The sequence below is a fragment of the Caulobacter sp. 73W genome (genome assembly GCF_041021955.1).
Classification (GTDB): Bacteria; Pseudomonadota; Alphaproteobacteria; order Caulobacterales; family Caulobacteraceae; genus Caulobacter.
The window spans coordinates 2567110-2592906 of sequence record NZ_CP158375.1 but is presented as its reverse complement, the minus strand read 5'-3'; the positions used below and the strand labels follow the sequence as shown (position 1 = coordinate 2592906).

The 25797-nt window shown below is 66.1% G+C and carries 18 protein-coding genes and 2 tRNA genes; 9 read left to right on the top strand and 11 right to left on the bottom strand.

Features of this window, described 5'->3' with window-relative positions:
* Positions 1–15: 15 nt before the first annotated feature.
* The 3 genes from ABOZ73_RS12120 to ABOZ73_RS12110 form a co-directional block, all read right to left on the bottom strand.
* Positions 16–1182, bottom strand: coding sequence for a Gfo/Idh/MocA family protein (locus ABOZ73_RS12120; RefSeq protein WP_369058403.1), 1167 nt, complete (start codon positions 1180–1182; stop codon positions 16–18).
* A gap of 249 nt (positions 1183–1431) precedes the next feature.
* Positions 1432–1508, bottom strand: a tRNA-Arg gene (locus tag ABOZ73_RS12115).
* Positions 1509–1572: 64 nt separating this feature from the next.
* Entirely contained in the window at positions 1573–2535 is a 963-nt protein-coding gene (locus tag ABOZ73_RS12110; protein WP_369058402.1) for an ABC transporter ATP-binding protein, read from the bottom strand.
* 206 nt (positions 2536–2741) lie between these two features.
* Here ABOZ73_RS12110 and ABOZ73_RS12105 point away from each other — a divergent pair, with 206 nt between their 5' ends.
* Both ABOZ73_RS12105 and ABOZ73_RS12100 read left to right on the top strand, forming a co-directional pair.
* Positions 2742–2984 carry a zinc-finger domain-containing protein gene (locus tag ABOZ73_RS12105; RefSeq protein WP_369062532.1) on the top strand — a complete coding sequence of 81 codons (243 nt, stop codon included), beginning with the start codon at positions 2742–2744 and terminating at the stop codon, positions 2982–2984.
* A gap of 122 nt (positions 2985–3106) precedes the next feature.
* Positions 3107–4453 (top strand): alginate export family protein, encoded by a 1347-nt coding sequence (locus ABOZ73_RS12100; RefSeq protein WP_369058401.1) that lies wholly within the window; start codon positions 3107–3109, stop codon positions 4451–4453.
* Positions 4454–4456: 3 nt separating this feature from the next.
* Here ABOZ73_RS12100 and ABOZ73_RS12095 read toward each other — a convergent pair whose 3' ends face one another.
* Positions 4457–5812, bottom strand: a complete 1356-nt coding sequence (locus ABOZ73_RS12095; protein WP_369058400.1) for a TonB family protein — start codon at positions 5810–5812, stop codon at positions 4457–4459.
* Between the two features lie 108 nt (positions 5813–5920).
* Here ABOZ73_RS12095 and polA point away from each other — a divergent pair, with 108 nt between their 5' ends.
* From polA to ABOZ73_RS12080, 3 genes are all read left to right on the top strand, one after another.
* Complete coding sequence (gene polA, locus ABOZ73_RS12090) at positions 5921–8770, top strand: DNA polymerase I (RefSeq protein WP_369058399.1); 2850 nt, start codon at positions 5921–5923, stop codon at positions 8768–8770.
* Positions 8770–9666, top strand: coding sequence for an aldose 1-epimerase family protein (locus tag ABOZ73_RS12085; protein WP_369058398.1), 897 nt, complete (start codon positions 8770–8772; stop codon positions 9664–9666). Before polA ends, ABOZ73_RS12085 begins: the two co-directional genes overlap by 1 nt.
* Positions 9667–9955: 289 nt before the next feature.
* Positions 9956–11884: a methyl-accepting chemotaxis protein gene (locus ABOZ73_RS12080; RefSeq protein ID WP_369058397.1), complete on the top strand. Its 1929-nt coding sequence runs from the start codon at positions 9956–9958 to the stop codon at positions 11882–11884.
* Positions 11885–11893: 9 nt separating this feature from the next.
* Here the strand turns inward: ABOZ73_RS12080 and ABOZ73_RS12075 are convergent, their stop codons facing one another.
* Together ABOZ73_RS12075 and ABOZ73_RS12070 are read right to left on the bottom strand one after the other, a co-directional pair.
* A complete protein-coding gene (locus ABOZ73_RS12075) occupies positions 11894–12355 on the bottom strand; it encodes a response regulator transcription factor (RefSeq protein ID WP_369058396.1) in 462 nt (153 codons plus the stop codon).
* Entirely contained in the window at positions 12352–14439 is a 2088-nt protein-coding gene (locus ABOZ73_RS12070) for an ATP-binding protein (RefSeq protein WP_369058395.1), read from the bottom strand. Before ABOZ73_RS12070 ends, ABOZ73_RS12075 begins: the two co-directional genes overlap by 4 nt.
* A gap of 243 nt (positions 14440–14682) precedes the next feature.
* Between ABOZ73_RS12070 and ABOZ73_RS12065 the strand changes: the two genes are divergently transcribed.
* On the top strand, positions 14683–14898 hold the full coding sequence (locus ABOZ73_RS12065) for a hypothetical protein (protein ID WP_369058394.1): 216 nt from the start codon (positions 14683–14685) through the stop codon (positions 14896–14898).
* Between the two features lie 79 nt (positions 14899–14977).
* Here ABOZ73_RS12065 and ABOZ73_RS12060 read toward each other — a convergent pair.
* A tRNA-Ala gene (locus ABOZ73_RS12060) sits at positions 14978–15053 on the bottom strand.
* A 110-nt stretch (positions 15054–15163) separates the two neighbouring features.
* Between ABOZ73_RS12060 and ABOZ73_RS12055 the strand changes: the two genes are divergently transcribed.
* Positions 15164–15469 (top strand): YggT family protein, encoded by a 306-nt coding sequence (locus ABOZ73_RS12055; protein WP_369058393.1) that lies wholly within the window; start codon positions 15164–15166, stop codon positions 15467–15469.
* A gap of 2 nt (positions 15470–15471) precedes the next feature.
* The gene (locus ABOZ73_RS12050; protein WP_369058392.1) at positions 15472–15750 is read left to right on the top strand and encodes a DUF167 family protein; all 279 of its coding nucleotides are present in this window, start codon (positions 15472–15474) and stop codon (positions 15748–15750) included.
* Positions 15751–15756: 6 nt separating this feature from the next.
* Here the strand turns inward: ABOZ73_RS12050 and ABOZ73_RS12045 are convergent, their stop codons facing one another.
* Positions 15757–19830 carry a hypothetical protein gene (locus tag ABOZ73_RS12045; RefSeq protein WP_369058391.1) on the bottom strand — a complete coding sequence of 1358 codons (4074 nt, stop codon included), beginning with the start codon at positions 19828–19830 and terminating at the stop codon, positions 15757–15759.
* 590 nt (positions 19831–20420) lie between these two features.
* On the opposite strand from ABOZ73_RS12045, the gene ABOZ73_RS12040 reads away from it, so the two are divergent.
* Positions 20421–21686, top strand: coding sequence for a M10 family metallopeptidase (locus tag ABOZ73_RS12040; protein WP_369058390.1), 1266 nt, complete (start codon positions 20421–20423; stop codon positions 21684–21686).
* 59 nt (positions 21687–21745) lie between these two features.
* Here the strand turns inward: ABOZ73_RS12040 and ABOZ73_RS12035 are convergent, their stop codons facing one another.
* The 3 genes from ABOZ73_RS12035 to ABOZ73_RS12025 all read right to left on the bottom strand — a co-directional run bounded on the left by ABOZ73_RS12035 (position 21746) and on the right by ABOZ73_RS12025 (position 25784).
* The gene (locus tag ABOZ73_RS12035; RefSeq protein WP_369058389.1) at positions 21746–23179 is read right to left on the bottom strand and encodes a sugar porter family MFS transporter; all 1434 of its coding nucleotides are present in this window, start codon (positions 23177–23179) and stop codon (positions 21746–21748) included.
* Between the two features lie 80 nt (positions 23180–23259).
* Positions 23260–25041, bottom strand: a complete 1782-nt coding sequence (locus tag ABOZ73_RS12030) for an IlvD/Edd family dehydratase (RefSeq protein ID WP_369058388.1) — start codon at positions 25039–25041, stop codon at positions 23260–23262.
* Entirely contained in the window at positions 25041–25784 is a 744-nt protein-coding gene (locus ABOZ73_RS12025; RefSeq protein ID WP_369058387.1) for an SDR family NAD(P)-dependent oxidoreductase, read from the bottom strand. The genes ABOZ73_RS12030 and ABOZ73_RS12025 overlap by 1 nt, the downstream gene beginning before the upstream one ends.
* Positions 25785–25797 lie beyond the last annotated feature (13 nt).

Below are 25797 nucleotides of genomic sequence, written 5' to 3'. Positions count from 1 at the left end.
TCGTGGACGCCGTTGTCAGGTGGTGATCGGCCGGGTCGCGTTCTTCTGCGCCTTAAGCACGAGTTCGGCGGCGAGCAGGGCCTGGTCCTGGTCTTGGGCGACTGATGTCCGCTCGACGATGTCGGTGACGAACTGGCGCCCGAACGGCAGGACGACCTTGCTGCAATCGATGTAGCGGGCCCGTTTCTGGTCCACGATCAGCATGTGGTTGTTGCCCGGCCGGCCGATCGGATCGATGTACTTGCGCAGCTCGATGTAGCCCTCGGTCCCCAGGATGAAGAGCCGCCCGTCGCCCCATACGCCCAGCCCATTGGGCGTGAACCAGTCGACCCGCAGATAGCCCGTGCCGCCGTTCCCGGTGACCGTCATATCCCCGAAATCCTCGAACCGCGGCCGATCCGGATGCGTCAAATTCCCTGTCTGGGAAGCGACGACGTGGGCCTTGGTCGAGCCGGTGTAGTAGAGGAACTGCTCGGCCTGGTGCGAGCCGATGTCGGTCAGGATGCCGCCGTAGCGGCGCTTGTCCCAGAACCAGTCGGCCCGGCCCATCCCCACCCGATGGGGCGCCAAATTCACGGTCTGGATGACCTTGCCGATGGCCCCGGCCTTGATCAGTTCGCCGGCCTTGACCGCCGACGGCACCTCCAACCGCTCCGAATACATGATCGCATATTTGCGGCCGGTCTTCTTCACCGCCGCGCGGACCTGGGACAGTTGCTCCAGGGTGACGATGCCCGGCTTGTCGGCCAGGTAATCCTTCCCCGCCGCCATCACCTTCAGACCCAGCGGCGTGCGCAGGTCCGGGATAGGCGCGGCGACCACCAGCTGGATCGAGTTGTCCTCAATGATCTCCGCCTCACTCCGGGCGAGCGGCACGTCGCCGAACTGCTTGCGGAACTCGGCGATCTGCTTGGGATCCGCCGTATAGAACTTCACTAGCTGTCCACCGCCGCGCTTCACGGCGGCGGTCATGCTGTAGATGTGGTTGTGATCGCAGCCGATCACGCCGAAGCGGATCGTGTGCTTGGGTTTCTCGTTCGGATCTAGGCCCGGCTCGGCCACCTCCTCGGTGGGCGGCAGGGGCTTGGGCGTCGGCGGCTGGGCGAAGGCGCCCCCGGCCAGGGACGCCAGACCCGCGGTCCCGGCGGCCATCAACAACGCACGTCGGCTCGTATCGTCCATCTGCTCTGGCCCTCCTCCCGGCCTCCAAGGGTCGCCCGCTTCATTGGACTGACCAATGGCACTTAAATGGACTGACAAATCATCAGACCACTAAACCGCGCATAGGAAAAGCCCTTCGCGCGCGCGGACGCGATCTCGGCGCACACGCACGCGAGAGTCCAATGCGGATATTGATGCGAGGGATGATCCGAATAGCATCGGTCGCCAACGCATCCGCGCGGCGGCGCCGAGTTCAGAATTCAGGAAACCTGGCGCACCCGGCACGATTCGAACGTGCGACCTTTGCCTTCGGAGGGCAACGCTCTATCCAGCTGAGCTACGGGTGCGTTCCGGGAGGCGGGTTCTAGCTGAAAGCGCGGATGCGCGCAAACGCCTTGCCCGCCTGACCCGCTAGTCCTTGACCGGATCGGCAGCCGTGGCCGAGCCGTAGGTCAGGGAGACGAAGACGTCCTCCAGATCCGGGTCCTCGGTAGCGATGTCCTTGATGTGCAGACCGGCGCCGCGGACGGCGGCCAGAACCTGCTCCACGCTGGACTGGCCGGTCTTGTAGCTGACGGCGAAGGCGCCGCCCGCGCGGACCTTCGTCTCGAAGCCTGGCAGGACCGGGGCCACCGTCACCGGCTCCTCCGGCGTCACCACCACATTGCGCGTGTCGAGGCGACGCAACAGGGTCGAGGTCGGCTCGCAGGCCACCACCTCGCCGCGATTGACGATGGCGATCTGGTCGCAGAGCTCCTGCGCCTCTTCCAGATAGTGGGTGGTGAGGACGATAGTGACACCCTGCTGGTTCAGGCCGACCACGTACTGCCAGAGCTGGCGGCGCAGCTCGACGTCGACACCGGCGGTGGGCTCGTCCAGCACCAGAACCGGCGGATGATGGACCATGGCCTTGGCCACCATCAGGCGGCGCTTCATGCCGCCAGACAGCTGGCGGACATAGGCGTTGGCCTTGTCGGACAGGCCCAGGGCGGCCAGCAGCTCGTCCGTGCGGCGCTCGCTCTTGGGCACGCCATAAAGGCCCGACTGGACGTCCAGGGATTCCTTGGGCGTGAAGAAGACATCGGCGGCCAGCTCCTGCGGCACCACGCCGATGGCGGCGCGGGCGTCGCGCGGATGGGTGTCGATATCGCGACCCCAGATCTTCACCGAGCCGCTGGTCTTGCGGGTCAGGCCGGCCAGGATGTTGATGAAGGTCGACTTGCCGGCGCCGTTGGGTCCCAGCAGGCCGAAGATCGAACCGCGGGGGATCTTCAGGTCGATGCCGTTGAGCGCCCGCTTCTCCGGCGTGGTCTTGGTGGCCGCGTAGGTCTTGAAGAGGCCCTGGGCCTCGATGGCGTAGTCAGGAAGGTCCATGAAGCCCGCGGCGGTCTGGAGAGAACGGATCTGCGGTCGCAAGGCGAATTGACGCCCCGGCGGCCCGTCGCATAGGTATGGCCCGTCGGCCCCATAGCCAAGGCCGCATCGACCAATCGCCCGCCAAACTTTCTTCGAGGCGGGCCGTACAGAGAGCTCAGACCATGGCGCGCAAGGCCAAGCCGATCCCCGACACCGCCGCGACGATGTCGGCTCCCGACCTGGGCGTGGGCCCGGCGCCGGAGACGGTGAACGTGCGCTCGCACCGCATCGCCTGCGACGGCGTCGGCGGCGCGCTGGGCCATCCGCGCGTCTGGCTGGAGATGGGCGCCGCGGGTTACATCGACTGCCCCTACTGCGACCGCCGCTTCGTCCTGGCCCATGGTTCGGACGGCCATGAGGATGAGCGTCTGGCCCCGGGCGTGTACGAAGGCGCCGGCGGCCACTAGCGCCGCGTCAATTCGCCTCAAGATCAGACCGGCAGCGGCTTAAGGGTCGTTAGGAACCGTCTGCGTAAAACCCCAAACAACGCCGCGACCTGTCTGTCGCGGTCAGGTTCGGGGGACCTGCCATGAAAGAATTCAAACGCCTGGCGCTGGCGACGACTTGCCTCGCCTTCGCTTCGACCGGCGCGGCCTTCGCCGCGGAGTCCGAAGCGCAGTGGAAGTTCTCCGGAACTCTGCGCGTCCGCTACGAGACCATCGACGACCAGGTCCGTCCCAATTTCAACACCCAGGACGACCTTTGGAGTGTCCGTACCACCCTGGCCGCCGAGCGTCGTCAGGGGCCGCTGACCTTGTTCGCCGAAATGTACGACAGCCGCGTCTATGGCGCGGACCGCCGCTCGCCCATCGGCACCAATGAGGTGAACGTCGCCGAACTCGTTCAGGCCTATGCGGCGCTGAAGCTGGACGGCCAGGCCTTGGGCCCGGTGACCCTGCAGGCCGGCCGCTTCATGCTGAACATCGGCTCGCGCCGCCTGGTCGCGGCCGACGACTACCGCAACACCACCAACGGCTATACCGGCGTGCGCGTCGACATGGCGCCGGCCGGGGTAAAGACCACCTTGATCTATGTGATGCCCCAGGTCCGCCGCCCGGGCGACATGGAATCCCTGCTCGACAATCGCCAGTACCCCGACACCGAGAACGACGACCTGGTGGTCTGGGGCGGCGTGGCCTCTCGTCCGAAGACCATCGGCAAGGCGATGCTGGAGGGCGAGTTCTTCCACTTCGAAGAGCACGATGGACCCAACGGGCCGACCCGCGACCGCAACCTGGACACCTTCGGCGCGCGCGTGATCCTCGATCCCGCCGTGGCCGCCTGGGACTATGAAGTCGAAGCGATCGGCCAGACCGGGACGGTCAGCCGCGGCGTCGCCGCCAACGACCCGACGCTGGACGTCCGGGCCGGCTTCGTTCACGCCGATGTCGGCTACACGCAGAACTCCGCCTGGAAGCCGCGCCTGTCGGCGGAATTCGACTATGCCAGCGGCGACAAGCCGGGCGGCAAGTATGGCCGCTTCGACACCCTGTTGGGCATGCGTCGCGCGGACTTCGGCCCCTCGGGCATCTACGCCGCCATCGGCCGCGCCAACATCATCACCCCGGGCGTGCGCCTGGAGGTGACGCCGAACAAGCGGTTGGACGCCTTCGCCTCCTACCGCGCCATGTGGCTGGCCTCGGACACCGACAGCTTCACGACCACCAGCGTCCGTGACGCCACCGGGGCCTCGGGCGATTTCGCCGGCCACCAGATCGAAGGCCGCGTCCGCTATTGGGCGGTGAAGGACCGCCTGCGCCTGGAAGCCAACGCCCTGCTGCTGACAAAGGGTCGCTTCCTGCAGGACGCGCCCAACGCCCCCAAGAACGGCGAGAACAGCGGCTACCTAGCCCTGAGCGCGATCACGCAGTTCTGACGATCAGGACCCTTCCTTCGGCGCTGGTTCGCTCAGATTGAAGCGGATCGGCAGCCGAACGGTGGCGCCGTCCGGCGCCAGACCGTCCTCGCCCCAGGCGTTCACCTGCATCGAACTGGCGATCACCACGGCCGCCTCGGCGAAGCCCAGGTCGGCGGGGTCCGCGCGCACCGGCTTGCAATCGACAAGCCGGCCACCAACCGCAACAACGCATTGCGCGACGCCGAGACCCTTGTTGACGCCCTTGGCGACAGCCTGCTCCGGGAATACCGCCAGGACCTGGCTGAAGTCGGCGGAGCGTGACCATTGCGCATTACTGAGCGCCCGTGGCTCGGTATAAATCGCAGGATTGAGGAATTGTATCGGCACGGTCACGCCGATCTCCTTCAGAAGATCAGGCGAAAGTCCCGACAGCCGCAGCTTGAACTTCGGCACAAGCTTGTACGCGGCATCCTTGAACACACTCTTGTCGGGAGAGACCAGGACTTCGCGGCACCCCCGCAAAGTCCCGTCGGCTTTGGGGAAGCAGGTCAGGGTCACGCGGGCGGTCTCCAGCTCGGTCCCAATCCCTCTCGGCCATAGCGCGGCCACATCCGCGGCCGTCGGGGCGGAGTCCCATAAGGGTCGTTGAAGCATCTTGAAGCTCTTGCCGACGTCCACGGCCCAGCCGCCTCCGCCGCCTCCGCCAGAAGCGCCGAATACGATCGGAATCCTCGCCGTCCCTTTGACGGGCTTGCCATTTTCGGTCTTGGGCTGCATTTCAAATGCGCCTGACAAGGCGAGCGCGGCGGAGCCGAAGCCAAGACCGGCGGGCTCCTCGGACACCACCTTGCACTGCTCAAGCAATCCGACAGTGTTGACCTGGCACGAGATCGTCGCCTTGCCACCCACTCCCCGCTTGAGCGCCGCCGCCGGCCACACGCCACGCAGATCGTCGGCGCTGGGCTTGCGTCGCCAGTCCGGCGGCCGCACCTCGCCCCGGGCGGTTCGGGTGACGAAACCCGGCTCGAAGAAAGCTATCGCGAAGCGCACCTTCGTGCCGGCGTATCGCGCGACATCCTGTGGGGTCATACGGTACTTGGGCGCAATCGCCAGAGCGGCGGTCCCGAAGTCGTAGTTCACCGGGTCTTCACTGATCACCGTGCAGGCCGTGAGCGCGCCGTTCGGCATTACGGCGCAATCCAACACCGCCTGACCATTCAGCTTCTCTTCGTGAGCGCGCTTGGGATAGGCCTTGTCGAAATCCCTGCCGGACGGCTTTGCAAGCCAGGTGGGTTCAGCAATCTCCGGCTCGGCGGACCAGGCCGCTCCCGCAGCCAGCAAGGCCGAAACAAGTCCGGCAAGAATTGTGTGCAGCATAACAACCCCAGGACGAATTTTTCGCAGACAACCCTTATTCCGCAACAGGAGCAAGACAGTCGTCGATCGGGGCTGACCCGGAGCGTTCGCGCGCCTATCTTCCGCGCCATGACCGATACGATCGAGCCGACCGCCGCCGCTCCTGACCGCCCGCTGACCCAGGACGGCCCCGCCGTGCGTCTGTTCCTGGTGGACGGCTCGGCCTTCATTTTCCGCGCCTATCACGCCCTGCCGCCCCTGACCCGCAAGAGCGACGGCCTGCCCGTCGGCGCGGTGTCGGGCTTCTGCAACATGCTGTTCAAGCTGATGCGGGACATGCAGGGCGACGCTCCGACCCATCTGGCGGTGATCTTCGACCATTCGGAGAAGACCTTCCGAAACGACCTGTACGATCAGTACAAGGCGCACCGCCCGCCGCCGCCCGAGGACCTGGTTCCGCAGTTCGCCCTGGTGCGCGAGGCGACCCGCGCCTTCGGCGTGCCTTGCATCGAGCTGGCCGGCTATGAGGCCGACGACCTGATCGCCGCCTATAGCTGCGCCGCCCGCAACGTCGGCGGCGAGGCGATCATCGTCTCGTCCGACAAGGACCTGATGCAACTCATCGACGACAGCGTGTCGATGTACGATCCGATGAAGAACGTGCGCCTTGGCCGCGAACAGGTGATCGAGAAGTTCGGCGTCCCGCCGGAACGGGTGGTGGACGTCCAGGCCCTGTGCGGCGACAGCGTCGACAACGTGCCCGGCGCCCCCGGCATCGGCATCAAGACCGCCAGCGCCCTGATCAACGAGTACGGCGACCTCGACACGCTGCTGGCCCGCGCGGGCGAGATCAAGCAGCAGAAGCGCCGCGAGACCCTGATCGCGTTCGCTGACCAGATCCGCCTGTCGCGGGCCCTGGTGAAACTCGACTGCGACACCCCCCTGCCCGAGCCCCTGGACGATCTGGTCCTGCGCGAGCCGGACAAGGACGTGTTGGGCGCGTTCCTCGAAGACATGGGCTTCCGCACCCTGGCCACGCGCATCGGCAAGGGCGGGGCGGGCACGCCCCTGCCGGGGATTGGCGCGCCGGCCGCGGCCAAGGCGCCGGTTGAGGCGCCGCCCGAGTCCACAATCGACCACGACGCCTATGTCTGCATCCGCGACCTGGCCGCTCTGGACGCCTGGATCGCCAAGTCGCGCGCCGCGGGCATCGTCGCCTTCGACACCGAGACCGACGCCCTATCGTCGGCCACCGCCGGCCTTTGCGGCGTCTCCCTGGCCATCGCGCCCGGCGAGGCGGCCTACATCCCCGTGGGCCACTGCGAAAAGGAAGGCCTGGCCCTCGAGGCCGCCGCCGACCTGGAGCAGATCCCGCTGCAGGAGGTCATCGACCGCCTGAAGCCGCTGCTGGAGGATCCGGCGGTCCTGAAGATCGCCCAGAACGCCAAGTACGACATCGCCGTCCTGGCGCGGCATGGCGTGGACGTGTCCCCGATCGAGGACACCATGCTGATCTCGTACGTGCTGGAGGCCGGCCTGCACGGCCACGGCATGGACGAGCTGTCGCGCCTGCACCTGGGCCACAGCCCGATCCCATTCAAGCAGGTCGCCGGCACGGGCAAGAGCGAGATCAGCTTCAAGCATGTGGAGCTGAAGCCCGCCACGCGCTACGCGGCCGAGGACGCCGACGTCACCCTGCGCCTCTACAACCGCCTGAAGCCGCGCCTGGCGCGCGAGGGCCTGCTGACCGTCTATGAGACGCTGGAGCGCGGCCTGCCGCCGGTGCTGGCGCGTATGGAGAACCACGGGATCAAGGTCGATCCCGAGGCGCTGCGCAAACTGTCCAACGACTTCTCCATGCGCATGGCCGAGTACGAGGCCCGCGCCCAGGAGATCGTCGGCCGTCCGTTCAACCTGGGCAGCCCCAAGCAGATCGGCGACATCCTGTTCGGCGAGATGCAGCTGACCGGCGGCAAGAAGACCGCCACGGGCCAGTGGTCCACCGACAGCGACGTGCTGGAGAGCCTGGCCGCCGAGGGGAACGAGCTGCCGCGCGTCCTGCTGGACTGGCGCCAGCTGTCGAAGCTGAAGGGCACCTATACCGACAACCTGATCGCGGCGATCGCGCCGTCGACCGGGCGGGTGCACACTTCCTTCGCCATGGCCTCGACCACCACGGGCCGCCTGTCGTCCAATGACCCGAACCTGCAGAACATCCCGGTCCGCACCGAGGAAGGCCGCAAGATCCGCAAGGCCTTCATCGCCGAGCCGGGCCATGTGCTGATCAGCGCCGACTACAGCCAGATCGAACTTCGCCTGCTGGCCCACATCGGCGACATCCCGCAGCTGAAGCGGGCCTTCGCCGAGGGCCTGGACATTCACGCCTCCACAGCCTCCGAAATGTTCGGCGTGCCCATCGAGGGCATGGATCCGATGATCCGCCGCCAGGCCAAGGCCATCAACTTCGGCATCGTCTACGGCATCAGCGCCTTTGGCCTGGCCAACCAGCTGGGCATCCCCCAGGGCGAGGCCGGGGCCTACATCAAGACCTACTTCGAACGCTTCCCGGGCATCGGGGCCTATATGGACCGCACCAAGGCCCAGGTCCGCGAGCAGGGCTTCGTCAGCACGATCTTCGGCCGCAAGGTCAACATCCCGGAGATCGGCGGCAAGTCGGTCGCTCAGCGGCAGTTCGCCGAGCGGGCGGCCATCAACGCCCCGATCCAGGGTTCGGCCGCCGACGTGATCCGCCGCGCCATGGTCCGCATGCCCGCCGCCCTCGCCGAGGCTGGCCTCAAGGCCCGCATGCTGCTGCAGGTGCACGACGAACTGGTCTTCGAGGCGCCGGAGGCCGAGGCCGAGGCGACCTGCGCCCTGGTCAAGTCGGTGATGGAGCGCGCCGCCGAGCCGGCCGTGTCCTTGACCGTGCCGCTGATCGTCGAAGCGCGCGCCGCCGCGAACTGGGACGAAGCCCACTGATGAGCGACGCCTGGATCCGGATCGAAAGCGACGGCCTGTCCGCACAGATCAACCCGTTCGGCGCCGAGCTGTCCCGCCTCACCGACCACGAAGGGCGGGAGCTGCTGTGGGATGGCGACCCGGCCTGGTGGACCGGCCGCGCGCCGCTGCTGTTCCCCGTGGTCGGCGGGCTAAACGGCGGCGTCTATCGACTGGGCGGCCAGACCTACGCCATGCCCAAGCACGGCTTCGCCCGGACGAAGCCGTTCGCCGTCGTCGAGCAGGCGGAGGACCGCGTGGTCCTGCGGCTGGAGGCCGACGAGCAGACGCGGGCGGTCTATCCCTTCGTGTTCCAGCTCGACGTCGCCTTCGCCATCGAGGACGGCCAGTTGGCCAACACTGTCACGATCCGCAATCTGGGCGACGGCGAGATGCCAGCCAGCTTCGGTTTTCACCCGGCGCTGCGTTGGCCCCTTCCCTATGGCGGCGACAAGCTCGATCACCTGCTGCGCTTCGAAGCGCCCCAGCCGGCCCCGATCCGGCGGGTGGGCGACGACGGCCTGGTTCGTCCCGAAGGCCTCCCGACGCCGGTCGAGGGCCGCGACATGGCCCTGCGCGAAGAGCTGTTCACCAACGATGCGGTAATCTTCGATCAGCTGGGCAGCCGCCGCCTGGTCTATGGCGCTCCCGGCCGCCCTGGGGTGGAAGTCACCTTCCCCGATTGTCCGCATCTTGGCGTCTGGACCAAGCCGGGGGCCGACTACATCTGCATTGAGCCCTGGAGCGGCTTCGCGGACGCCCAGAACTATACGGGCGACATCCGCGACAAGCCGGGCGTTTTCCTTGTGCGGCAAGGGAAACCGGCAACCTTCTTGATGACGATCAAGCCGGAGTCCCAAGTGTTGGAATTGCGATGACGCGAGAGACAACCCAGGAGCGAACAATCAATCCAAACAAAGACGCCTTTTAATCAACTCCATTCAAATAATGGATCGAGTTCAGAGCGTCTTACAAACGTTGGATTGAGCCGAACTCTTTTGAGCCGCGCATAGCGACAATCCGACGCGCCGCCAAAACCCTGAGCATTAAGACTCGTTAAACATATCGCGGGCATCGAATGCTCTAGGCTTGGGGTGTTCGAACGGCGCTATATCGCTGGTCGTAAATGCGGAAACCCCAGACCTGAAAAGGGCTAGGGGACCTGCCATGACGTTCAACGACCTGCGTATTCCGGCCAAGCTGATGGTCATTTTCAGCGTGACCATCGCCGTGATCGTCGCCATGGGCGCGGCGATCTTCATCAGCAACGAACGTCTGGACGCCTCGATCCGCCGGACAGAGCAGGCCCACAAGGTGGTCGGCGCCATCGAAGGGGTGCGCTATCGCCTGTCCCGCCAGGAAAACTCCCTGCGCGGCCTGCTGCTGTCTGGTGACGATTACTATCGCGGCCGCCTGGTGGACTCGCACCGCCCCGCCTACGAGGCGCATGTGGCGGAGCTGGAAAAGCTGTTCGCCGGCGACCCAAAGGGCCTGGCTCGCGTCGCCAGCCTGCGCACCAGCTTCCAGGCTTGGACCGACGGCGCCATCAACCCGGCCATTCAACTGGCGGCGGATCCCGCGACGCGCGCCCAGGGCGCGGCCATGGTCAACAATGACGGCATCGCCGACAAGCTGATCACCCCCGTTGAAGACACCGCCGACGAGATCCAGGCCGCCGCCGAAGCCGCCATGAAGGCCGAGGCCGAGAGCCAGGCCTCCATCGCCTTCTGGACCAAGATGGTGGTGATGGTCGGCGTCGCCCTGGTCGTCCTGACCGCCATCGGCGCCGGGCTGCTGCTGCGCCGCTCCATCGCCGTCCCGGTGACCGCCATGACCGGCGCCATGCGCCGCCTGGCCTCGGGCGACAATTCGGTCGACGTGCCGGCCATCGGCCGCCAGGACGAGGTCGGCCAGATGGCCGCCGCCGTCCAGACCTTCAAGGACAACGCCCTGGCCAAGATACGCCTGCAGGCCGAGGCCGAAGCCGCTCGTCTTGAAGCCGAGCGTCTGGAAAGCGCCGCCGAGGAAGAGCGCCGCCGCAACGAGGCGATCCAGGCCATGGTGGTCGACACCTTGGCCGACTGCCTGTCGCGCTTGGCTGACGGCGACCTGACCTGGCGCATCGACGCCGAGTTCGCCGGCCGCTACGCCAAGCTGAAGGAAGACTTCAACCTGGCCATGACCAAGCTGCAGGAGACGATGGCAGTGATCGCCGGCGCCTCCAGCGGCGTCAGCTTCAGCGCCGATGAAATCGCCAGCGCCTCCGACCAGCTGTCCCGCCGCACCGAGCAGCAGGCCGCCTCGCTGGAAGAGACCGCCGCCGCCCTCGACGAGATCACCGCGACGGTCAAGAAGACCGCCGTCGGCGCCAAGGAAGCCACCTTGCTGGTCACCTCAGCCCGCGACGGCGCCGAACGCTCCGGCGCGGTCGTCCGCCAGGCCGTCACCGCCATGGGCCAGATCGAAAGCTCCTCGCGCGAGATCGGCAACATCATCGGGGTGATCGACGAGATCGCTTTCCAGACCAACCTGCTGGCCTTGAACGCCGGTGTCGAAGCCGCGCGGGCCGGGGAAGCCGGCAAGGGCTTCGCCGTCGTCGCCTCCGAAGTGCGGGCCCTGGCCCAGCGCTCGGCCGAAGCGGCCAAGGAGATCAAGTCGCTGATCAACACGTCCACCGACCAGGTCGGCTCCGGCGTGGACCTGGTCGGTCAGACGGGTCAGGCGCTGGAGCAGATCGTCGCCCAGGTGGCGGAGATCGACGCCCTGGTCGCCGACATCGCCGCCTCTGCCCAGGAACAATCCACCGGGCTCGGCGAAGTGAACGTCGCGGTCAATCAGATGGACAGCGTCGTCCAGCAGAACGCCGCCATGGTCGAGGAAGCCACCGCCGCCACCCACGCCCTGAAAGGCGAATCCTCGGAGCTGGCGCGCATGGTCGCGCGCTTCAAGGTCGGCGAAGTCGCGGCGGCCAACGCCAACCGCGAGCCCGCGCCCCGCAAGGCCGCAGTCGCCCCCTCCCAGCGCCCCGGCGCGCGCGCCGTCCCGGCTATGAAGCCGACCACCCAGCTGGCGGCCGACGAGTGGGAAGAGTTCTAGGGCCTGGCCCTAGAGAATGATCGGATCCGAAGAGACGTCCCGGGGCGACACGCCGCCCTGGGCGCTTCTGGCTTCCTGAGCTCCAATCAGCTTGCCGACCCGGGCGATCAGGTCCTGGGCGATGAACGGCTTGGTGATGTAGCCGTTGGCGCGCAGGGCGCCGGCCCGCTCCACGTCCGCCTTGGTGTTCTGGGCGGTCATCATCAGCACCGGCACGGTCTTGGTCTTCGGATCGTAGCGCAGCTCGCGCAGCACGGCGAAGCCGTCCATCATCGGCATCGAGATATCCAGCAGCACCAGATCCGGCGGTGAGCGCTTGATGCGGCTGAGGCCCGTCTGGCCGTTCTGCAGCCAGTCGACCTCATAGCCGGCGGCCTTCAGGCGCACCTGGACCCATTCGGCGATCAGGGCGTCGTCCTCCACCAGGACGATCTGCTTGCCTCGCGCCTTTTCGTTCAAAGAAGCGGTCATGCCGTCGCCTCCGTAACCATCTGAGCCGCCGGCGCGGCGACCTCGCACCAGAAGATCGAACCGCCGCCGGGAGCGGGTGAATACCCAGCCTCGCCGCCCATCGCCAGAGCCAGGCCCCGACAAATCGCCAAGCCCAACCCCGCGCCGCCGTGCACACGGCTGGACGAGTTGTCGACCTGGCTGAAGCGTTCAAACAGAGCCGCCCGACGATCCTCCGGAACGCCCGGCCCGGTGTCGATCACCTCCACCCGCAGACGGCTTCCTTCGGCCGTGACGGCGTGAAGACGGACAGAGCCCGCCTCGGTGAACTTCACGGCATTGGTCAGGAAGTTCAGCACGATCTGGCGCAGCCGCGCGGGATCCACGGTCACGACGCTCGGCAGGGCCGGATCGATCTCCAGGCGCAGGTCCAGATCGCGCGCCTCGGCCGCGCTTCGCACGTCCTCGAGGGCGGCGCTCAGCAACTCCGGCAGGTCGGTCGCCTGCGGGTCCAGCCGCAACGATCCGGAATCGATCCGCGAGAAGTCGAGTACGTCGTTGATCAGCTCGAACAGATTGCCCGCCGCCTGCCGCACGCACTGTGCGTAGCGACGCTCGGCCGCCGGCATGGCCTCGCTCTCCACCAGCAGGTCGGAGAAGCCCAGGATCGAGGTCAGCGGCGTGCGCAGCTCGTGGTTCATGGTGCCCAGGAAGTCAGCCTTGGCCACCGCCGCCTGCCCGGCCGCGACGCGAGCGGCGGCCAGCTCGGCCTCGGCTTCCTTGCGGGCGGTGATGTTGCGCATGACGTCGATGAACTCGATCGGCGTACCCGCCTCATCGCGGCGGACGGAAGGATTGGTCTCGAACCAGTGCCACTCCCCGTCCGGCATGCGGGAGCGGAATTCGATCGGCGTGCGCTCGGCCGCCACGTCGTTCATCAGACGGCGCGCGTTGGTGATCAGCCGCGGCATGTCCTCGGGGTGGATGAAGTCCTGCATGAAGCGGCCGACCAGCTCCTGCGGGCTGTAGCCCTGGACCTGCACGCTGGCGGGAGACACGAACAGCATCCGCCCGTTCGGCGTATAGCGGATGATCATGTCGGTGGCGCTGTCGGCCATCAGGCGATAACGGCGTTCGCTGGCCTCGGCCTCGCGGCGGTGGCGATCCGCGCGGCGGCGGGCCTTCTTCAGCGAGACCATCAGGCGCCTTTGCCGGGCCAGGGCGGCGGCCACCGGCAGGGTCGACGCGGCCATCGCCAGCAGGAAGCCTTGCAGGACCAGCACCCGCACGGTCAGGGATGCGGGGATCAGCATGATCGGCCCGGACCCGGCCACGGTCGCTCCGACCGAGATCACCGCCGCCGCCAGCAGGCCGAGGGCTCCGCCGAACGCACCGTTGCGGAAGGTCACCAGCACCAGGGCCGGGGGAATCAGGAACAGCAGCGGATAACGCGACTGGGTGAACACCGCGGCCATCACCGCCAGCAGAAACCCGCCCATCAGCAGGTCGCCTGCCCGCCATCCCCGCAGCCGCCTGCTGCGCAGGCGTCGCGGCGAGACCATCAGAAGGGCCGGCGTCACCACCAGCAGACCCAGCATGTTGCGCACGAACCAGACGGTCCAGCTCCAGGGCGGAGCCGGCAGGCCAAGCGCGGTGATGACCGCCTCCGACAGGCTGGCCGACACCGCGGGGCCGATGACCGTCAGCGCGCCGAAGACCATCAGGTCCCGCGCCCGGGTGAAGTCCAGCCCACGCGGCGTCATCCGCTGCAGGACCAGAAGACAGATGAGGAGCTCCACGGCGTTGGCGCTGTAGAGCGTCATGGCCTGCGGCGTGGCCCAGACGACGTGGGCGCTGGCCGCCGCCACCATCCCCAGATAGCCGGAGACGATCATCCAGAGGCGTGCCGGCTTGGGCGCGCGCAGCATCAGGGTCAGGACGACGGCGTTGGCCGGCCAGATGGCGGCGAAGTGGCCCGCCTCCCGCGCGAAGTTCAGGCTGCCGGCGGTGCACAGGGCCGAAGCCAGCAGGGCCGCGAGCGTCCAGGCGACCGCCGGAACGGGCGGCCGCGAACGGGTCGAAGATGTCGGCGCGGACGGGCCCATGGACCCATGGTGCGCCGAAGATTTGGGGGAAGCGTTAAGACGATGCGCCCGGCGACATCAGGACGCACGCCGCTGCACCCAGCTGCACGCCCGTGCAGCAGCGGCGTGATGGGTTTGGGACTACCAAAGCAAAACTTGAGGCCCAGCGCCTCTACGGCGAGAACGCCGTTCCTCAGAAAGAAAAAGCATCCACCGCGGTGCGGCCCTCGTAGCTGCGCCAGAACCTATTGATCGACGACCGCCATGAACAACACCGCCTCGCCCCTGTGGCTCCTGTCCGCCCTCTTCTGCCTCGCCGCCTCGCTGTTCGCCTGGATGTCTCCTCAGGCCGAGATGCCCCTGCGGCTCGGCATGCTCGCCATGAGCGCCCTGAGCCTCTTCCTGTTCACCCGCGCCCCGCGTGAGGATGACGGCGAGGACTCCGCCCCGGCCATCCGCACGCCCGCCAACGACTTCTGACGTTCGGGCTGCCCTGCGGGACAGGCTAGAACTTGTCCGGAACTGGAAAAGGCCCCGTCGTTTTGCGACGGGGCCTTTCTGGTGGAGCCGAGGGGAGTCGAACCCCTGACCTCGTCATTGCGAACGACGCGCTCTACCAACTGAGCTACGGCCCCCTGCCAAGGCAGGAAGGCGCACATACGGCGGCGGCCCGATCCCTGTCAAGGGTTGCCGCAGCCGTCCCCGGGCGGATACAACCCAGGCCTTGGATTTGTCTGGAGGCCCCATGGGCTACGCCATCGTTTGGCTGGTGAACACCATCATCAGCCTGTTGATCTTCCTGATCTTCGCCCGCGCAATCGTCAGCTGGCTGGTGGCGTTCGACATCATCAACACGCGCAACCGCTTCGTGTACCAGGTGCTGACCATGCTGGAGCGGATCACCGATCCGATCCTGAGCCCGCTGCAGCGTGTCCTGCCGACCCTGGGCGGCATCGACATCAGTCCGATCGTGGCCTGGCTGCTGCTCCAGTTCGTGCAGATCATCTTCAACCGCACCCTGGCGCCGATCATCGTCGGAGCCCTCGGCTAGGCATGGCCGCCCGGATCGCGGTCCGCCTGACGCCTCGCGGCGGGCGCGACCGCATCGACGGCTGGGACAGGGACGGCGAGGGACGCCCCTATCTGAAGGCGCGCGTCAGCGCTCCGCCCGAGGACGGCAAGGCCAACGCCGCGCTGCTCATCCTGCTGGCCAAGGCCTTGGGCGTGCCCAAGTCGGCCGTGACCATCGCGTCGGGCCAGACCGCCCGCCTCAAGCAGCTTGAGATCGAAGGTCTGGAGACCGACGAGGCGGTGAGCCGCCTCGCCGGCTGATCCAGATCACGCCAGACCGAAGTCCAGGTGGGCGGAGGTGAGGCCCGACGAACCACCCGTCAGGTCCACGTTGTATTCGGCGTCACCATGGAAGGCGTTGGTCAGGAACCCGCGGGTGCCTTCGTAGTAGATGCCGATCTTGGCCTGCATGCCCGCGTACATCAGGTAGCCGACCATGGCCGCCTTGGCGCCGATGGCGCTTCCGCCCAGGGCGGTGAAGTAGGCCAGTTGCCCCATGACATAGGCGATGGCGGCGTTCACATCGACGCCGGCCGCCCGGGCTTCATCCACACCGATGATCTTGTCGTAGGCGGACTTGATGCAGTCCTCGAACGACAGCGCGCCGTACTCTTGGGCGAACGCCTGCGACCCTTGTCCCCCCGTGCCCAGGCTGACCGCGAAATTGATGTAGCGGTTATCGGGGCTGAAGGTGGCGTAGTAGGGATCGGTAAGATCGTTGTCGTTGTCGTCGCTGTTGACCAAGTAGGCGACGCCCTCCTGGGTCGGCGTGGCCCCGGTGAAGAACTGATAGGCCTGCAAGGCGACGGCTGTCGTATCAGCGGCGAACTCGACCATCTTGTCGATGACCGTGGTTTCCGAGATCAGCCCCGCCTTGAACTGCGCCGCGATGTCGGCGAGCTGCCTGGCCTCTTCATAGACCGGGTTGGGAACTTCCTGGCCACTCGGCAGGGTTATGGTCGGCTGAGTCGCCTTGTCGGAGGTCGGATCAACGCCCGTTACGACGCCAAAGCCGTTGTCGATCACTTCGTCCGGCGTCGTGCCGGGGCCCTGGCCTGGGCTGGGCGGCGGCGGCGTGGTCGGCTCCTCCTCTTCCTCATCCGGGTCCGCCGTGACGACGAAGGGGACGTAGTTGATGGCCCCGCTGTCCGGCCCTTCCTGAAAGACATAGCCAGCGGCGGTGAAGGTGACGTCCATCACCTTGGTGGTGTCGTTGATGAAGGCGCCGTGGTCGCCGTTGTTCACATAGTCGGTCACGCGGACATTGAAGACATCGACTTCCGGCCCGCCCACAGTCTTGCCTTCCTCCCCGACGCGAACGCCGGTGGAGGTGCCGTCGATCGTGCCGTTGCGGATCATCACCGCCCCGGCGAAGGTGGCCTTGTTGGTATCGTAGCTCGGCGCGTCATCACGGGCCTTGATGGTGATGGCCCCGGCGTTGTTGTGCGACGCCCCCGCGCCATTCGACGTACCCACATCCGTGAACGTGAAGTTCTGGATGGTGATGCCGCTGTAGGCGCCGCTCTTTAGGTTGATGTCGATGCCGGCGCCATGCTGGCCGATATCGCCGAAGGAATCACCACGCCCGTACACCCCGACATTGATCATGGTGATCCCGGTGATCAGGGCTTCCGCCAGAGCCTCGGCATAGATCCCCTTGGCGCTCAGGTCCTCGAATCGCGTGCCGCTGATGGTCACGTTCTTCAGTTGACCGTCGGTCAGGCTGGTCGTGCTCTTGGCGAAGTCCGTGCCCTGATAGCCATCGACGATGGAGCCGCCGGTGATGACCAAGCCGTCGATATCCGCCGTGGTGGTCTTGTGCAGACCGAACAGCGAGTTCTCGATGTTGACCTCGGTCAGGGCGACATCCTCGACATCCGTGTCGAAGCGGACGCCCTGATAGAAGTCGTCGATCTTGATGCTCCGAAGCGTGAAGCCGTCGGCCTGGACCGTCACACCGGCGCCGGAACTGGCGTTGTAGGACGTCTGCGGGCCGATCCAGTCCGACAGCTTGCCGGTGATGCCTGGATTGTCGGTGCTGAACCCGCCCTTGATGACCGCGCCGGGCGCTCCGACGATGGTCAGGTTGTCCACATCGACGATGATCTTCTCATTGTAGACCCCAGCCGCCACCTCGATCATGTCGCCGTCGTGAGCGTGATCGATGGCCTCCTGGATCGTGGCGTAATCGCCATCCGCGCCCACCGTGATGATGTCGGCGACTCCGTCGTCGATGTAGCCGCCTCCCGCGCCAATATCCGCGAACACGACATCCACCTTCATGGTCGATGTCGTGGCGTTCGCGACCGCGCCATGAGTGTTCGTCGTTGCATAGTCCGTGATGTAGACGTTGTTGATCTCGACGGCCGGGCCGCCGGTCGTCTTCCCTGCTTCACCGGCGCGAATGCCCGTCGACGTGCCGTTGATCGCGCCATCCTCAATCACGACAACGCCCGTGAAGGTCGCGGCGTCCGTAGCGTCGTAATTGGGCGCGTCGTCACGGACTTTCACCGTGATGGCGCCGCCGTTGGCATGGGGTACGCCGGCCCCGTTCTTGTTCGACAGACCGACGTCGGTGAAGTCGAAGTCGCGGATCGTGATGTCGCTGTAGGCGCCGTACTTCAGGTTGATGTCGATGCCGGCGCCGTGCATCCCGTCCTGGGAATCACCTGCCTCGCCGCCATACTGGCCGACATTCTCCATCGTCAGGCCTTCGAGAAGCCCGCCCGACAAGGTCTCTACGTAGATGCCCTTGTAGCTGATGTTGCTGAAGGCGCTGTCCAGCACGTCAAAGTCGGTGAGGCGGCCTCCAAGTTTCGCGGTCGGCATCTCCACACCGATCGTCAAGTTCTCGAACGTGCTGTTCTTGATCAGCAGGCCGTTGATGTCCGTCGTGGTCGATTTCCCGACACCAATCTTGCCGCCCGAGAAGGTGACGTCGTCGATGACGAGATCATTCGCGTCTTCGGTGACACGAACGTTGTAGTGGAAGTTCGAGAGCTTGATGTCCTGAAGGGTGACGCCGGACACCTTGATCTCGATGCCCTTGGAACTTGCCGCACCCGTCCCTTGGATGACGGTGGCGTCGCCGTCGCCGACGATGGTCAGATCAGCCTTGTCGATGACGACGCTCTCGGCGTAGGTCCCGGCTGCAATGCGGATGGTGTCGCCTGCCTGCGCCACAGCAAGGGCGGCGTTGATCGTGGCGAAGCCACCGGAGCCTGCCGTTCCCCCCGTGCCGACCAGAAGGATGCGGCCCGACCCGGCGTCATCAATGATGTCGACGCCCTTCAGCGTGTCAGTCGTGGAGGTGTCGCTGCTGGTGACCTCCCAACCGCCGACGATCTTGGTCAGACCGGTGACCGTGTCGGTGTAGATCACCTTGTCGATGGCGGTGTCGGCGCTGCCTTCCTTGTAGGTGACGAAGGTATCCGCGCCGCTCGTAGCCAGCAGCGTGTCCGCTCCCGCACCCGTCTCGATCCACATTGGCTGGGCCGCAGGGGAGAAGGTGTTCTCGGTGATCAGAGATTGGACATCAATCGCACCGGTGAGGTTCTTCAGATTCAGTTCGGTGTCGATGGCGCTTGAGAACGTGTTGCCGGTGATCGTCGAGAGCGATCCAGTGGTGTTCGAGCCGAAGCTGATGCCGGTTCCGAGGTGATGGAACGTGTTGTCGGTGATGTGGACGTTGCTGTCGAAGTTCACCGTGTTGATGGCGGCACGGCTGTTCTCGAATTCGTTGCCGCTGATCGTCGTGACGATGTTCCGGCCGTCCGCCCAGATCGCCGTCGCCCAGACGTCGTTGGCGTACTGACGAGCGGCGTTTCCGCCCGTGAACAGATTGTCTTCGATCGTCACCGCCGCACCGGGCGCCGATGCGCCGTTGCCGCCGATGTTGATTGCGAAGTTGTTGGTGACCGGAGAGACAAATGCGGTCGGGTTCGCCGCAGGCTCCGATGGCAACCGCTCAAAGACCGTGTTCGTGATGACATGCCCCTCGGCGGCATGTCCGGTTATGGAGAGCGACGTCTTGGCGGAAGCGGCGATCATTTGATCGTTCAGGAACTTAACGCCGTCGATCGTCACACCCTCTGAGGGGCTATTGATTATCCACTGGCCGGTGATGACGGCTTCGGCGGCACGGTCGCCTGAGCCGCTTACGCCTTCATTGGGTCCGAGAATTCTGACGCCCTTGTTCACCGTGATGTTCACCGCGTACGTGCCGGCGGCGAGCTTGATGACGTCATTGTGCTGCAACGTGACGACGCCCGTTCCGGGATTGTACGTGCCGGCGAACAGCGCCTGGAGATCAGACGCGGTGGAAATTTCAACCTGTGCCATTGTGGGCCCCTACCCCTGTCGTTTGCATTCCGGTTGCAATCGCCAGGCCCAACAACGCATCCGGGATCCGCTTCCCTGCGTCGTAGGTTTTTTAGGAAAGCCGCGTCGCACGAGGGACGCCGTCCCCAACCAAGCAATCACACCACGGCGCCGCAGCGCAAAATAACGCCGATACGCCACTACGGCGTGAACGCTTGCTTGGGGCAAACTTGACTGTCAACACTTTGTTAACCTGAATAAATCACTAAAAACAGCCACTTATAGTTAACGTAAGGCGCAAGGCGGGAAATTGTAAGGCTTTGCCATTTCCCGCCTTCCTTGAATTTTCTCTCTCAAGTCTCGACGAATTCTCACGGTTGGTCGTGTGTGAGCGCTCCAGCTCCATTGTGCACCGCAACAACGCGAGGCAGCGCCGCGCGCGATTCTTGCTCAAGAACCGCAATCACTTGTTCATAGTAAATAATCGGCTTATCTCGAATTTACATTTTGTAGATTTGAATATACTCAAATTTACCTCGAAAATATTCTCCGACTTAAGACCCGGACCGGCATCTTCCGCGCCTTCGAAAGGCTCGGTGCGGAAGATCTCAATGCCGAAACCAGAGAAATTCTCTGCAACTGGCGACGCTTATATTGACGGTCTCCTCTCGGGGCTCCGCTGGTCGACGGATAGCCTGACCTACAGCTTTCCCAAGACCGTCGTCGCCTATGGCGCGACCTATGGCTATGGCGAGACAGCCAAGGGCTTCTCGGGCATGACCACCAGCCAGCAGGGAGCCGTGCGGTCCGTGCTGGCCGCCTATGCCGACGTCATCGCCCTGGACTTCAAGGAAGGCTCCGAAAGCGGCGCGGACCTGCGTTTCGCCCGCACCGGCGCCACCAGCACGGCCTGGGCCTATAGTCCCCATGCCTCCGCCGAGGGCGGCGACGTCTGGATCTCCAGCACCAGCGGCTATTTCGGCGCCAGCGCCAAGGGCGGCTACACCTACCTGACCCTGCTGCACGAGACCGGCCACGCCCTGGGCCTGAAGCATACCGACGAGCGTGAAGGCGCCTTTAACGCCCTGCCGACCGACCACGACAGCATCGAGTACTCGGTGATGAGCTACCGCTCCTTCGTCGGAGCGTCGGACAATGGCGGCTATCGCAACGGGGCCTGGGATTATCCGCAGACCCTGATGCTCGACGACATCCGCGCCCTGCAGCACGCCTATGGCGCGCGCTTCGATCAGGTCGGAGAGCAGCAGGTCTATCGCTGGAGCCCGACCACGGGCGAGCTGTTCATCGACGGCGTCGGCCAAGGCAAGCCGGGCGCCAACCGGGTGTTCATGACGGTCTGGACCGGCGGCGCCGAGGTCACCTATGACTTCTCCAACTACCAGACCGACCTGATGGTGGATCTCGCCCCCGGCGCCTGGTCGACCGTGTCGCAAGCCCAGCTCGCGCGCCTCGACGTGCGCGTGGACCCGGCCAAGCTGGCGGTCGGCAACATCGCCAACGCCTACCTCGTCAGCGAGGGCGGCGTGGACAACCTGATCGCCGCGGCGGTGGGCGGCGCGGGCGATGATCGTCTTTCGGGCAACACCGCCGACAACCGCCTGACCGGCGGTGCGGGCGACGACATCCTCGATGGCCGCGACGGCTTCGACACGGCGGTCTTCTCCGGCGTGGCGGCCGACTACAGCTGGAGCCGCCAGGACGACGGCGCCTGGCGCATTCTGGACCTGCGCGAGGGTTCGCCGGACGGCGCGGACACCCTGATAGACATCGAGCAGCTCGCCTTCGCCGACGCTCTGATCGACTTGGCGCCGGTCGCCCTGGTCGGGCTGGCCCATATGGGCGAAGCCCTGGCGTAGAACGCAGACGGCCCGCAGGAAAACCTGCGGGCCGCGCGATCCGTTGATGACTGGCAGGCTTAGCCGGCCATGTCCTCCAGCTCCTTGCCGCGGGTCTCCTTCACCCAGGCCTGGACCAGGAAGTACGAGATCAGGGCGCTGACCGCGTAGAAGCCGTAGGTCGTCACCAGGCCCAGCCCCGCCGCCATGGCCGGGAAGCTGACCGAGATGGCGAAGTTGGCGATCCACTGGGCGAAGCCGGCCACGGCCAGGGCCGAACCGCGCATCTGGTTGGGGAACATCTCGCCCAACATGACCCACATGACCGGCCCCCAGCTGAGGTTGAAGAACACCACATAGGCGTTGGCGGCGACCAGGGCGATCAGGCCCGTGCTGTCATCCAGGTGCAGGGTGCCATCGACCATGGTCGCGCGCGAGAAGCACCAGGCCATGACCGCCAGGGTCACGAACATGCCGGCCGAGCCGATGAGCAACAGCGGCTTGCGGCCGATCTTGTCGATCACCGAGATGGCGCCCAGGCAGGCGAGGATGGAGAGCACGCCCGACAGGATGTTGATCTTCAGGGCGTCGTTCTCTGAGAAGCCCACCGACTGCCACAGCACGGCGCCGTAATAGAAGACGATGTTGATGCCGACGAGCTGCTGGAACACCGCCAGGATCAGGCCGGCCCAGACGATCGGGCGCACCTTGCGGGTGGCGGGGTCGAGCAGGTCGGCGAACTTGGGCTTGTGGTCGGCGGCCAGGGTGGCGCGGATCTCCGCCACCTTGCGCTCGCCCGTGCCGGCGCCGAACAGCTTGGACAGCACGGCGGCGGCCTGGGCGTCACGGCGCTTGACCACGAGGAAGCGCGGGCTTTCCGGGATCGCCAGCAGGGCCAACAGATAGATGGCGGCGGGGACGACCTGCAGCCAGAACATCCAGCGCCAGGCCGGGAAGCCCATCCAGAACTCGGCGGTCGAACCGCCGGCCGTGGCGGCCAGGACGTAGTTAGCCACGAAGGCGCCGGTCAGACCGATGATGATCATGATCTGCTGGACCGAGGACAGCCGCCCCCGGATCGAGGCCGGGGTCACTTCCGAGATGTAGGCCGGCGACAGCACCGAAGCCGCCCCGACGCCAAGACCGCCGATGAAGCGGGCGATGATGAAGTGCGCCGAGGTGTCGGCCGCCCCGGCCCAGATGGCCGAGATGATGAAGAGCACGGCGGCGATCTGCATCACCGTGCGGCGGCCCAGGAAGTCGGCCAGGCGGCCGGCGGCGAAGGCGCCGAAGGCGCAGCCCAGAAGGATGGCGCCGACATTGAAGCCGGTGCCGAGGGCGGAAAGATTGAAGGCCGCCTCAAGCCCCTCCTGCGTGCCGTTGATGACGCCGGAGTCGTAGCCGAACATGAAGCCGCCGATGGTGGCGACGGCCACGATCAGACTGATGAAGGCCATGTTCACGCGGTCGCCGCCCGCGATGTCGGGGCCAGAGCCCCCCGTCGGTCCTGCCATTTTCGTTTTCTCCCGCCCGTATCCTGTCTTTGCAGGTGGGCCGTTTCCTCGATGCGCCCGCGCTCTGCGTCCCGCTGGCGTTAGTGGTTATGTCTCGGCGTTTTCTTTGAGGTTTGTCGGTATTTGACGGCGAACTCAAGCACGCCGCCCTCGGCCAGCTGGCCGGTCTTCTCGCGGTACAGTTCCTCCCACGGCGTCTGGCTTTGCGGGACCGGCGGCGCCGGCAGGTCGGTCTTTCGACGTGCGATCTCGGCCTCGTCCACCAGGGCGTTGCAGGACCCGGTGTTGAGGTCGATGCGGATCATGTCGCCGGTCCGCAGCCAGGCCAGCCCGCCCCCCGCCGCGCTTTCCGGCGAGGCGTTGAGGATCGAGGGGCTGTCGGCGGTTCCGGACTGACGCCCGTCGCCGAGCGTCGGCAGGCTCATGATCCCGCGCTGGATCAGCGCGTCCGGCGGCTGCATGTTGACCACCTCGGCCGAGCCGGGCCAGCCCAGGGGGCCGGAGCCGCGAATGACCAGGATGGTGTTCTCGTCGATGTTCAGCGACGGATCGTTGATGCGGTGATGGTAGTCGTCCGAACCGTCGAAGACGACGGCCCGGGCCTCGAACACCCCCTCGGCGCCCGGCGCGCTTAGATAGCGGTCGCGGAAGCCTTCGGAGATGACGCTCGTCTTCATGATGGCGAAGTCGAACAGGTTGCCCTTCAGCACCAGGAAGCCGGCGCGGTCGCGCAGGGGCTGGTCGTAGGGGGTGATCACCTCGCGGTCGTGGGTGACGCGGCCTTCCAGATTCTGGGCCAGGGTGTCGCCGGTCACCGTGCGGCAGGCGCCGTCGATCTTTCCAGCCTCTAGCAGCTCGTGCATCACCGCCGGCACGCCGCCGGCGCGGTGGAAGCGCTCGCCCAGATACTTGCCGGCCGGCTGCATGTTGACGATCAGCGGCAGGTCGTAGGCCTCGCTCCAGTCCTCCGGCGCGATCTCCACCCCCGCGTGGCGCGCCATGGCGACGATGTGCGGCTGGGCGTTGGACGAGCCGCCGATGGCGGTCACGACATTGATGGCGTTGATGAAGGACTGGCGGGTCAGGATGTGGCTGGGACGCAGGTCCTCGTAGGCCATCTCCACGATCCGGCGGCCGGTCTCGTAGGCCATCTGGCCGCGCTCGCGGTAGGGGGCCGGAATGGCGGCGCAGCCGGTCAGGGACAGGCCCAGCGCCTCGGCCACGGCGTTCATGGTCGAGGCCGTGCCCATGGTGTTGCAGTGCCCCGCCGAAGGGGCTGAGGCGCAGGCGCGGTCGAGGAATTCCTCCTCGTTGATCTCACCCGCCGCCAGCTTGCGGCGCGAGCGCCAGATCACCGTGCCCGAGCCGACCAGCTCGCCCTCGTGCCAGCCGTCCAGCATGGGACCGCCCGACAGGACGATAGCCGGGATGTCGACGGTTGAGGCCGCCATGATCCCGGAGGGGGTGGTCTTGTCGCAGCCCGTGGTCAGGACCACCGCGTCGATGGGATAGCCGTGCAGGATCTCCACCAGGCCCAGATAGGCCAGGTTGCGATCAAGGGCGGCGGTCGGACGACGGCAGTTCTCGAAGATCGGATGGACCGGGAATTCCATAGGAATGCCGCCAGCATCGCGGATGCCGGCGGCGGTGCGCTTGGCCAGCTCCACGTGAATGCGGTTGCAAGGCGACAGGTCCGAGCCGGTCTGGGCGATGCCGATGATCGGCCGACCGGACCGCAGCTCCTGCGGCGTGATCCCGTAGTTCATGAACCGCTCCAGATAGAGGGCGGTCATGTCGCTGCGCGCCGGATCGGCGAACCAATCGCGCGAGCGGAAGGGGCGTTTGGGCTGGCGTGTGCTCATCAGCGCCAACCTGCGTCGATCCAGTACTCATGGCCAGTGCAGAAGCGTGCGTCGTCAGAGGCCAGGAACAGGACCAGGGAGGCGACGTCGGCCGGCTCGATCCGGCCCTTCAGGCACTGCTGGCTGACGATCTCCGCCTCGCCTTCGGGCGTGTACCACTTCATCTGGCGCGGGGTCTTCACGTTGCCGGGGTTGATGCAGACGACGCGGACGCCGTCCGGACCCAGGTCGCGGGCCAGGGCCCTGGTCATCCCTTCGATCCCGGCCTTGGCGGTCTCGTAGAGCACCAGATCCGGCAGACCCAGGTGCCAGGAGATCGAGCCGAAGTTGATGATCACGCCCTTGCCGGCGGCCTTCATCGCCGGGACCACGGCCTTGGCGCAGAACACCATGTGCTTGAGATTTACGGCGATGCGCTCGTCGAAGTAGGCGGGCGTCACCTCGTCCAGGGTGTGGCGGTCGTCATTGCCGGCGTTGTTGACCAGAACCTCGACCTCGCCGATGGCGGCGAAGACGGCGGCGATCGCGTCGGTGTCGGTCAGGTCGCACTTGTGGAACACCGGCGCGATGGGCGCATCCTTCAGCGCCTGCACAAGGGCTTGGGAGTCCGCTTCGGCGATGTCGAGGAAGTGTACCTCGGCGCCCTGGCGCACGAAGCCCTCCACCAGACCGGCGCCGATGCCGGAGCCGCCGCCGGTGACGACGACGCGTTTGCCCTTCAGGCTGGGATAAATCGCGCTCACTTTGCGCCCTTTG

Bases quoted from the DNA above. Each gene is read 5' to 3' on its own strand.
- ABOZ73_RS12120 (WP_369058403.1), bottom strand. From the start codon at position 1,182: ATGGACGATACGAGCCGACGTGCGTTGTTGATGGCCGCCGGGACCGCG.
- ABOZ73_RS12110 (WP_369058402.1), bottom strand. From the start codon at position 2,535: ATGGACCTTCCTGACTACGCCATCGAGGCCCAGGGCCTCTTCAAGACC.
- ABOZ73_RS12105 (WP_369062532.1), top strand. From the start codon at position 2,742: ATGTCGGCTCCCGACCTGGGCGTGGGCCCGGCGCCGGAGACGGTGAAC.
- ABOZ73_RS12100 (WP_369058401.1), top strand. From the start codon at position 3,107: ATGAAAGAATTCAAACGCCTGGCGCTGGCGACGACTTGCCTCGCCTTC.
- ABOZ73_RS12095 (WP_369058400.1), bottom strand. From the start codon at position 5,812: ATGCTGCACACAATTCTTGCCGGACTTGTTTCGGCCTTGCTGGCTGCG.
- polA (WP_369058399.1), top strand. From the start codon at position 5,921: ATGACCGATACGATCGAGCCGACCGCCGCCGCTCCTGACCGCCCGCTG.
- ABOZ73_RS12085 (WP_369058398.1), top strand. From the start codon at position 8,770: ATGAGCGACGCCTGGATCCGGATCGAAAGCGACGGCCTGTCCGCACAG.
- ABOZ73_RS12080 (WP_369058397.1), top strand. From the start codon at position 9,956: ATGACGTTCAACGACCTGCGTATTCCGGCCAAGCTGATGGTCATTTTC.
- ABOZ73_RS12075 (WP_369058396.1), bottom strand. From the start codon at position 12,355: ATGACCGCTTCTTTGAACGAAAAGGCGCGAGGCAAGCAGATCGTCCTG.
- ABOZ73_RS12070 (WP_369058395.1), bottom strand. From the start codon at position 14,439: ATGGGCCCGTCCGCGCCGACATCTTCGACCCGTTCGCGGCCGCCCGTT.
- ABOZ73_RS12065 (WP_369058394.1), top strand. From the start codon at position 14,683: ATGAACAACACCGCCTCGCCCCTGTGGCTCCTGTCCGCCCTCTTCTGC.
- ABOZ73_RS12055 (WP_369058393.1), top strand. From the start codon at position 15,164: ATGGGCTACGCCATCGTTTGGCTGGTGAACACCATCATCAGCCTGTTG.
- ABOZ73_RS12050 (WP_369058392.1), top strand. From the start codon at position 15,472: ATGGCCGCCCGGATCGCGGTCCGCCTGACGCCTCGCGGCGGGCGCGAC.
- ABOZ73_RS12045 (WP_369058391.1), bottom strand. From the start codon at position 19,830: ATGGCACAGGTTGAAATTTCCACCGCGTCTGATCTCCAGGCGCTGTTC.
- ABOZ73_RS12040 (WP_369058390.1), top strand. From the start codon at position 20,421: ATGCCGAAACCAGAGAAATTCTCTGCAACTGGCGACGCTTATATTGAC.
- ABOZ73_RS12035 (WP_369058389.1), bottom strand. From the start codon at position 23,179: ATGGCAGGACCGACGGGGGGCTCTGGCCCCGACATCGCGGGCGGCGAC.
- ABOZ73_RS12030 (WP_369058388.1), bottom strand. From the start codon at position 25,041: ATGAGCACACGCCAGCCCAAACGCCCCTTCCGCTCGCGCGATTGGTTC.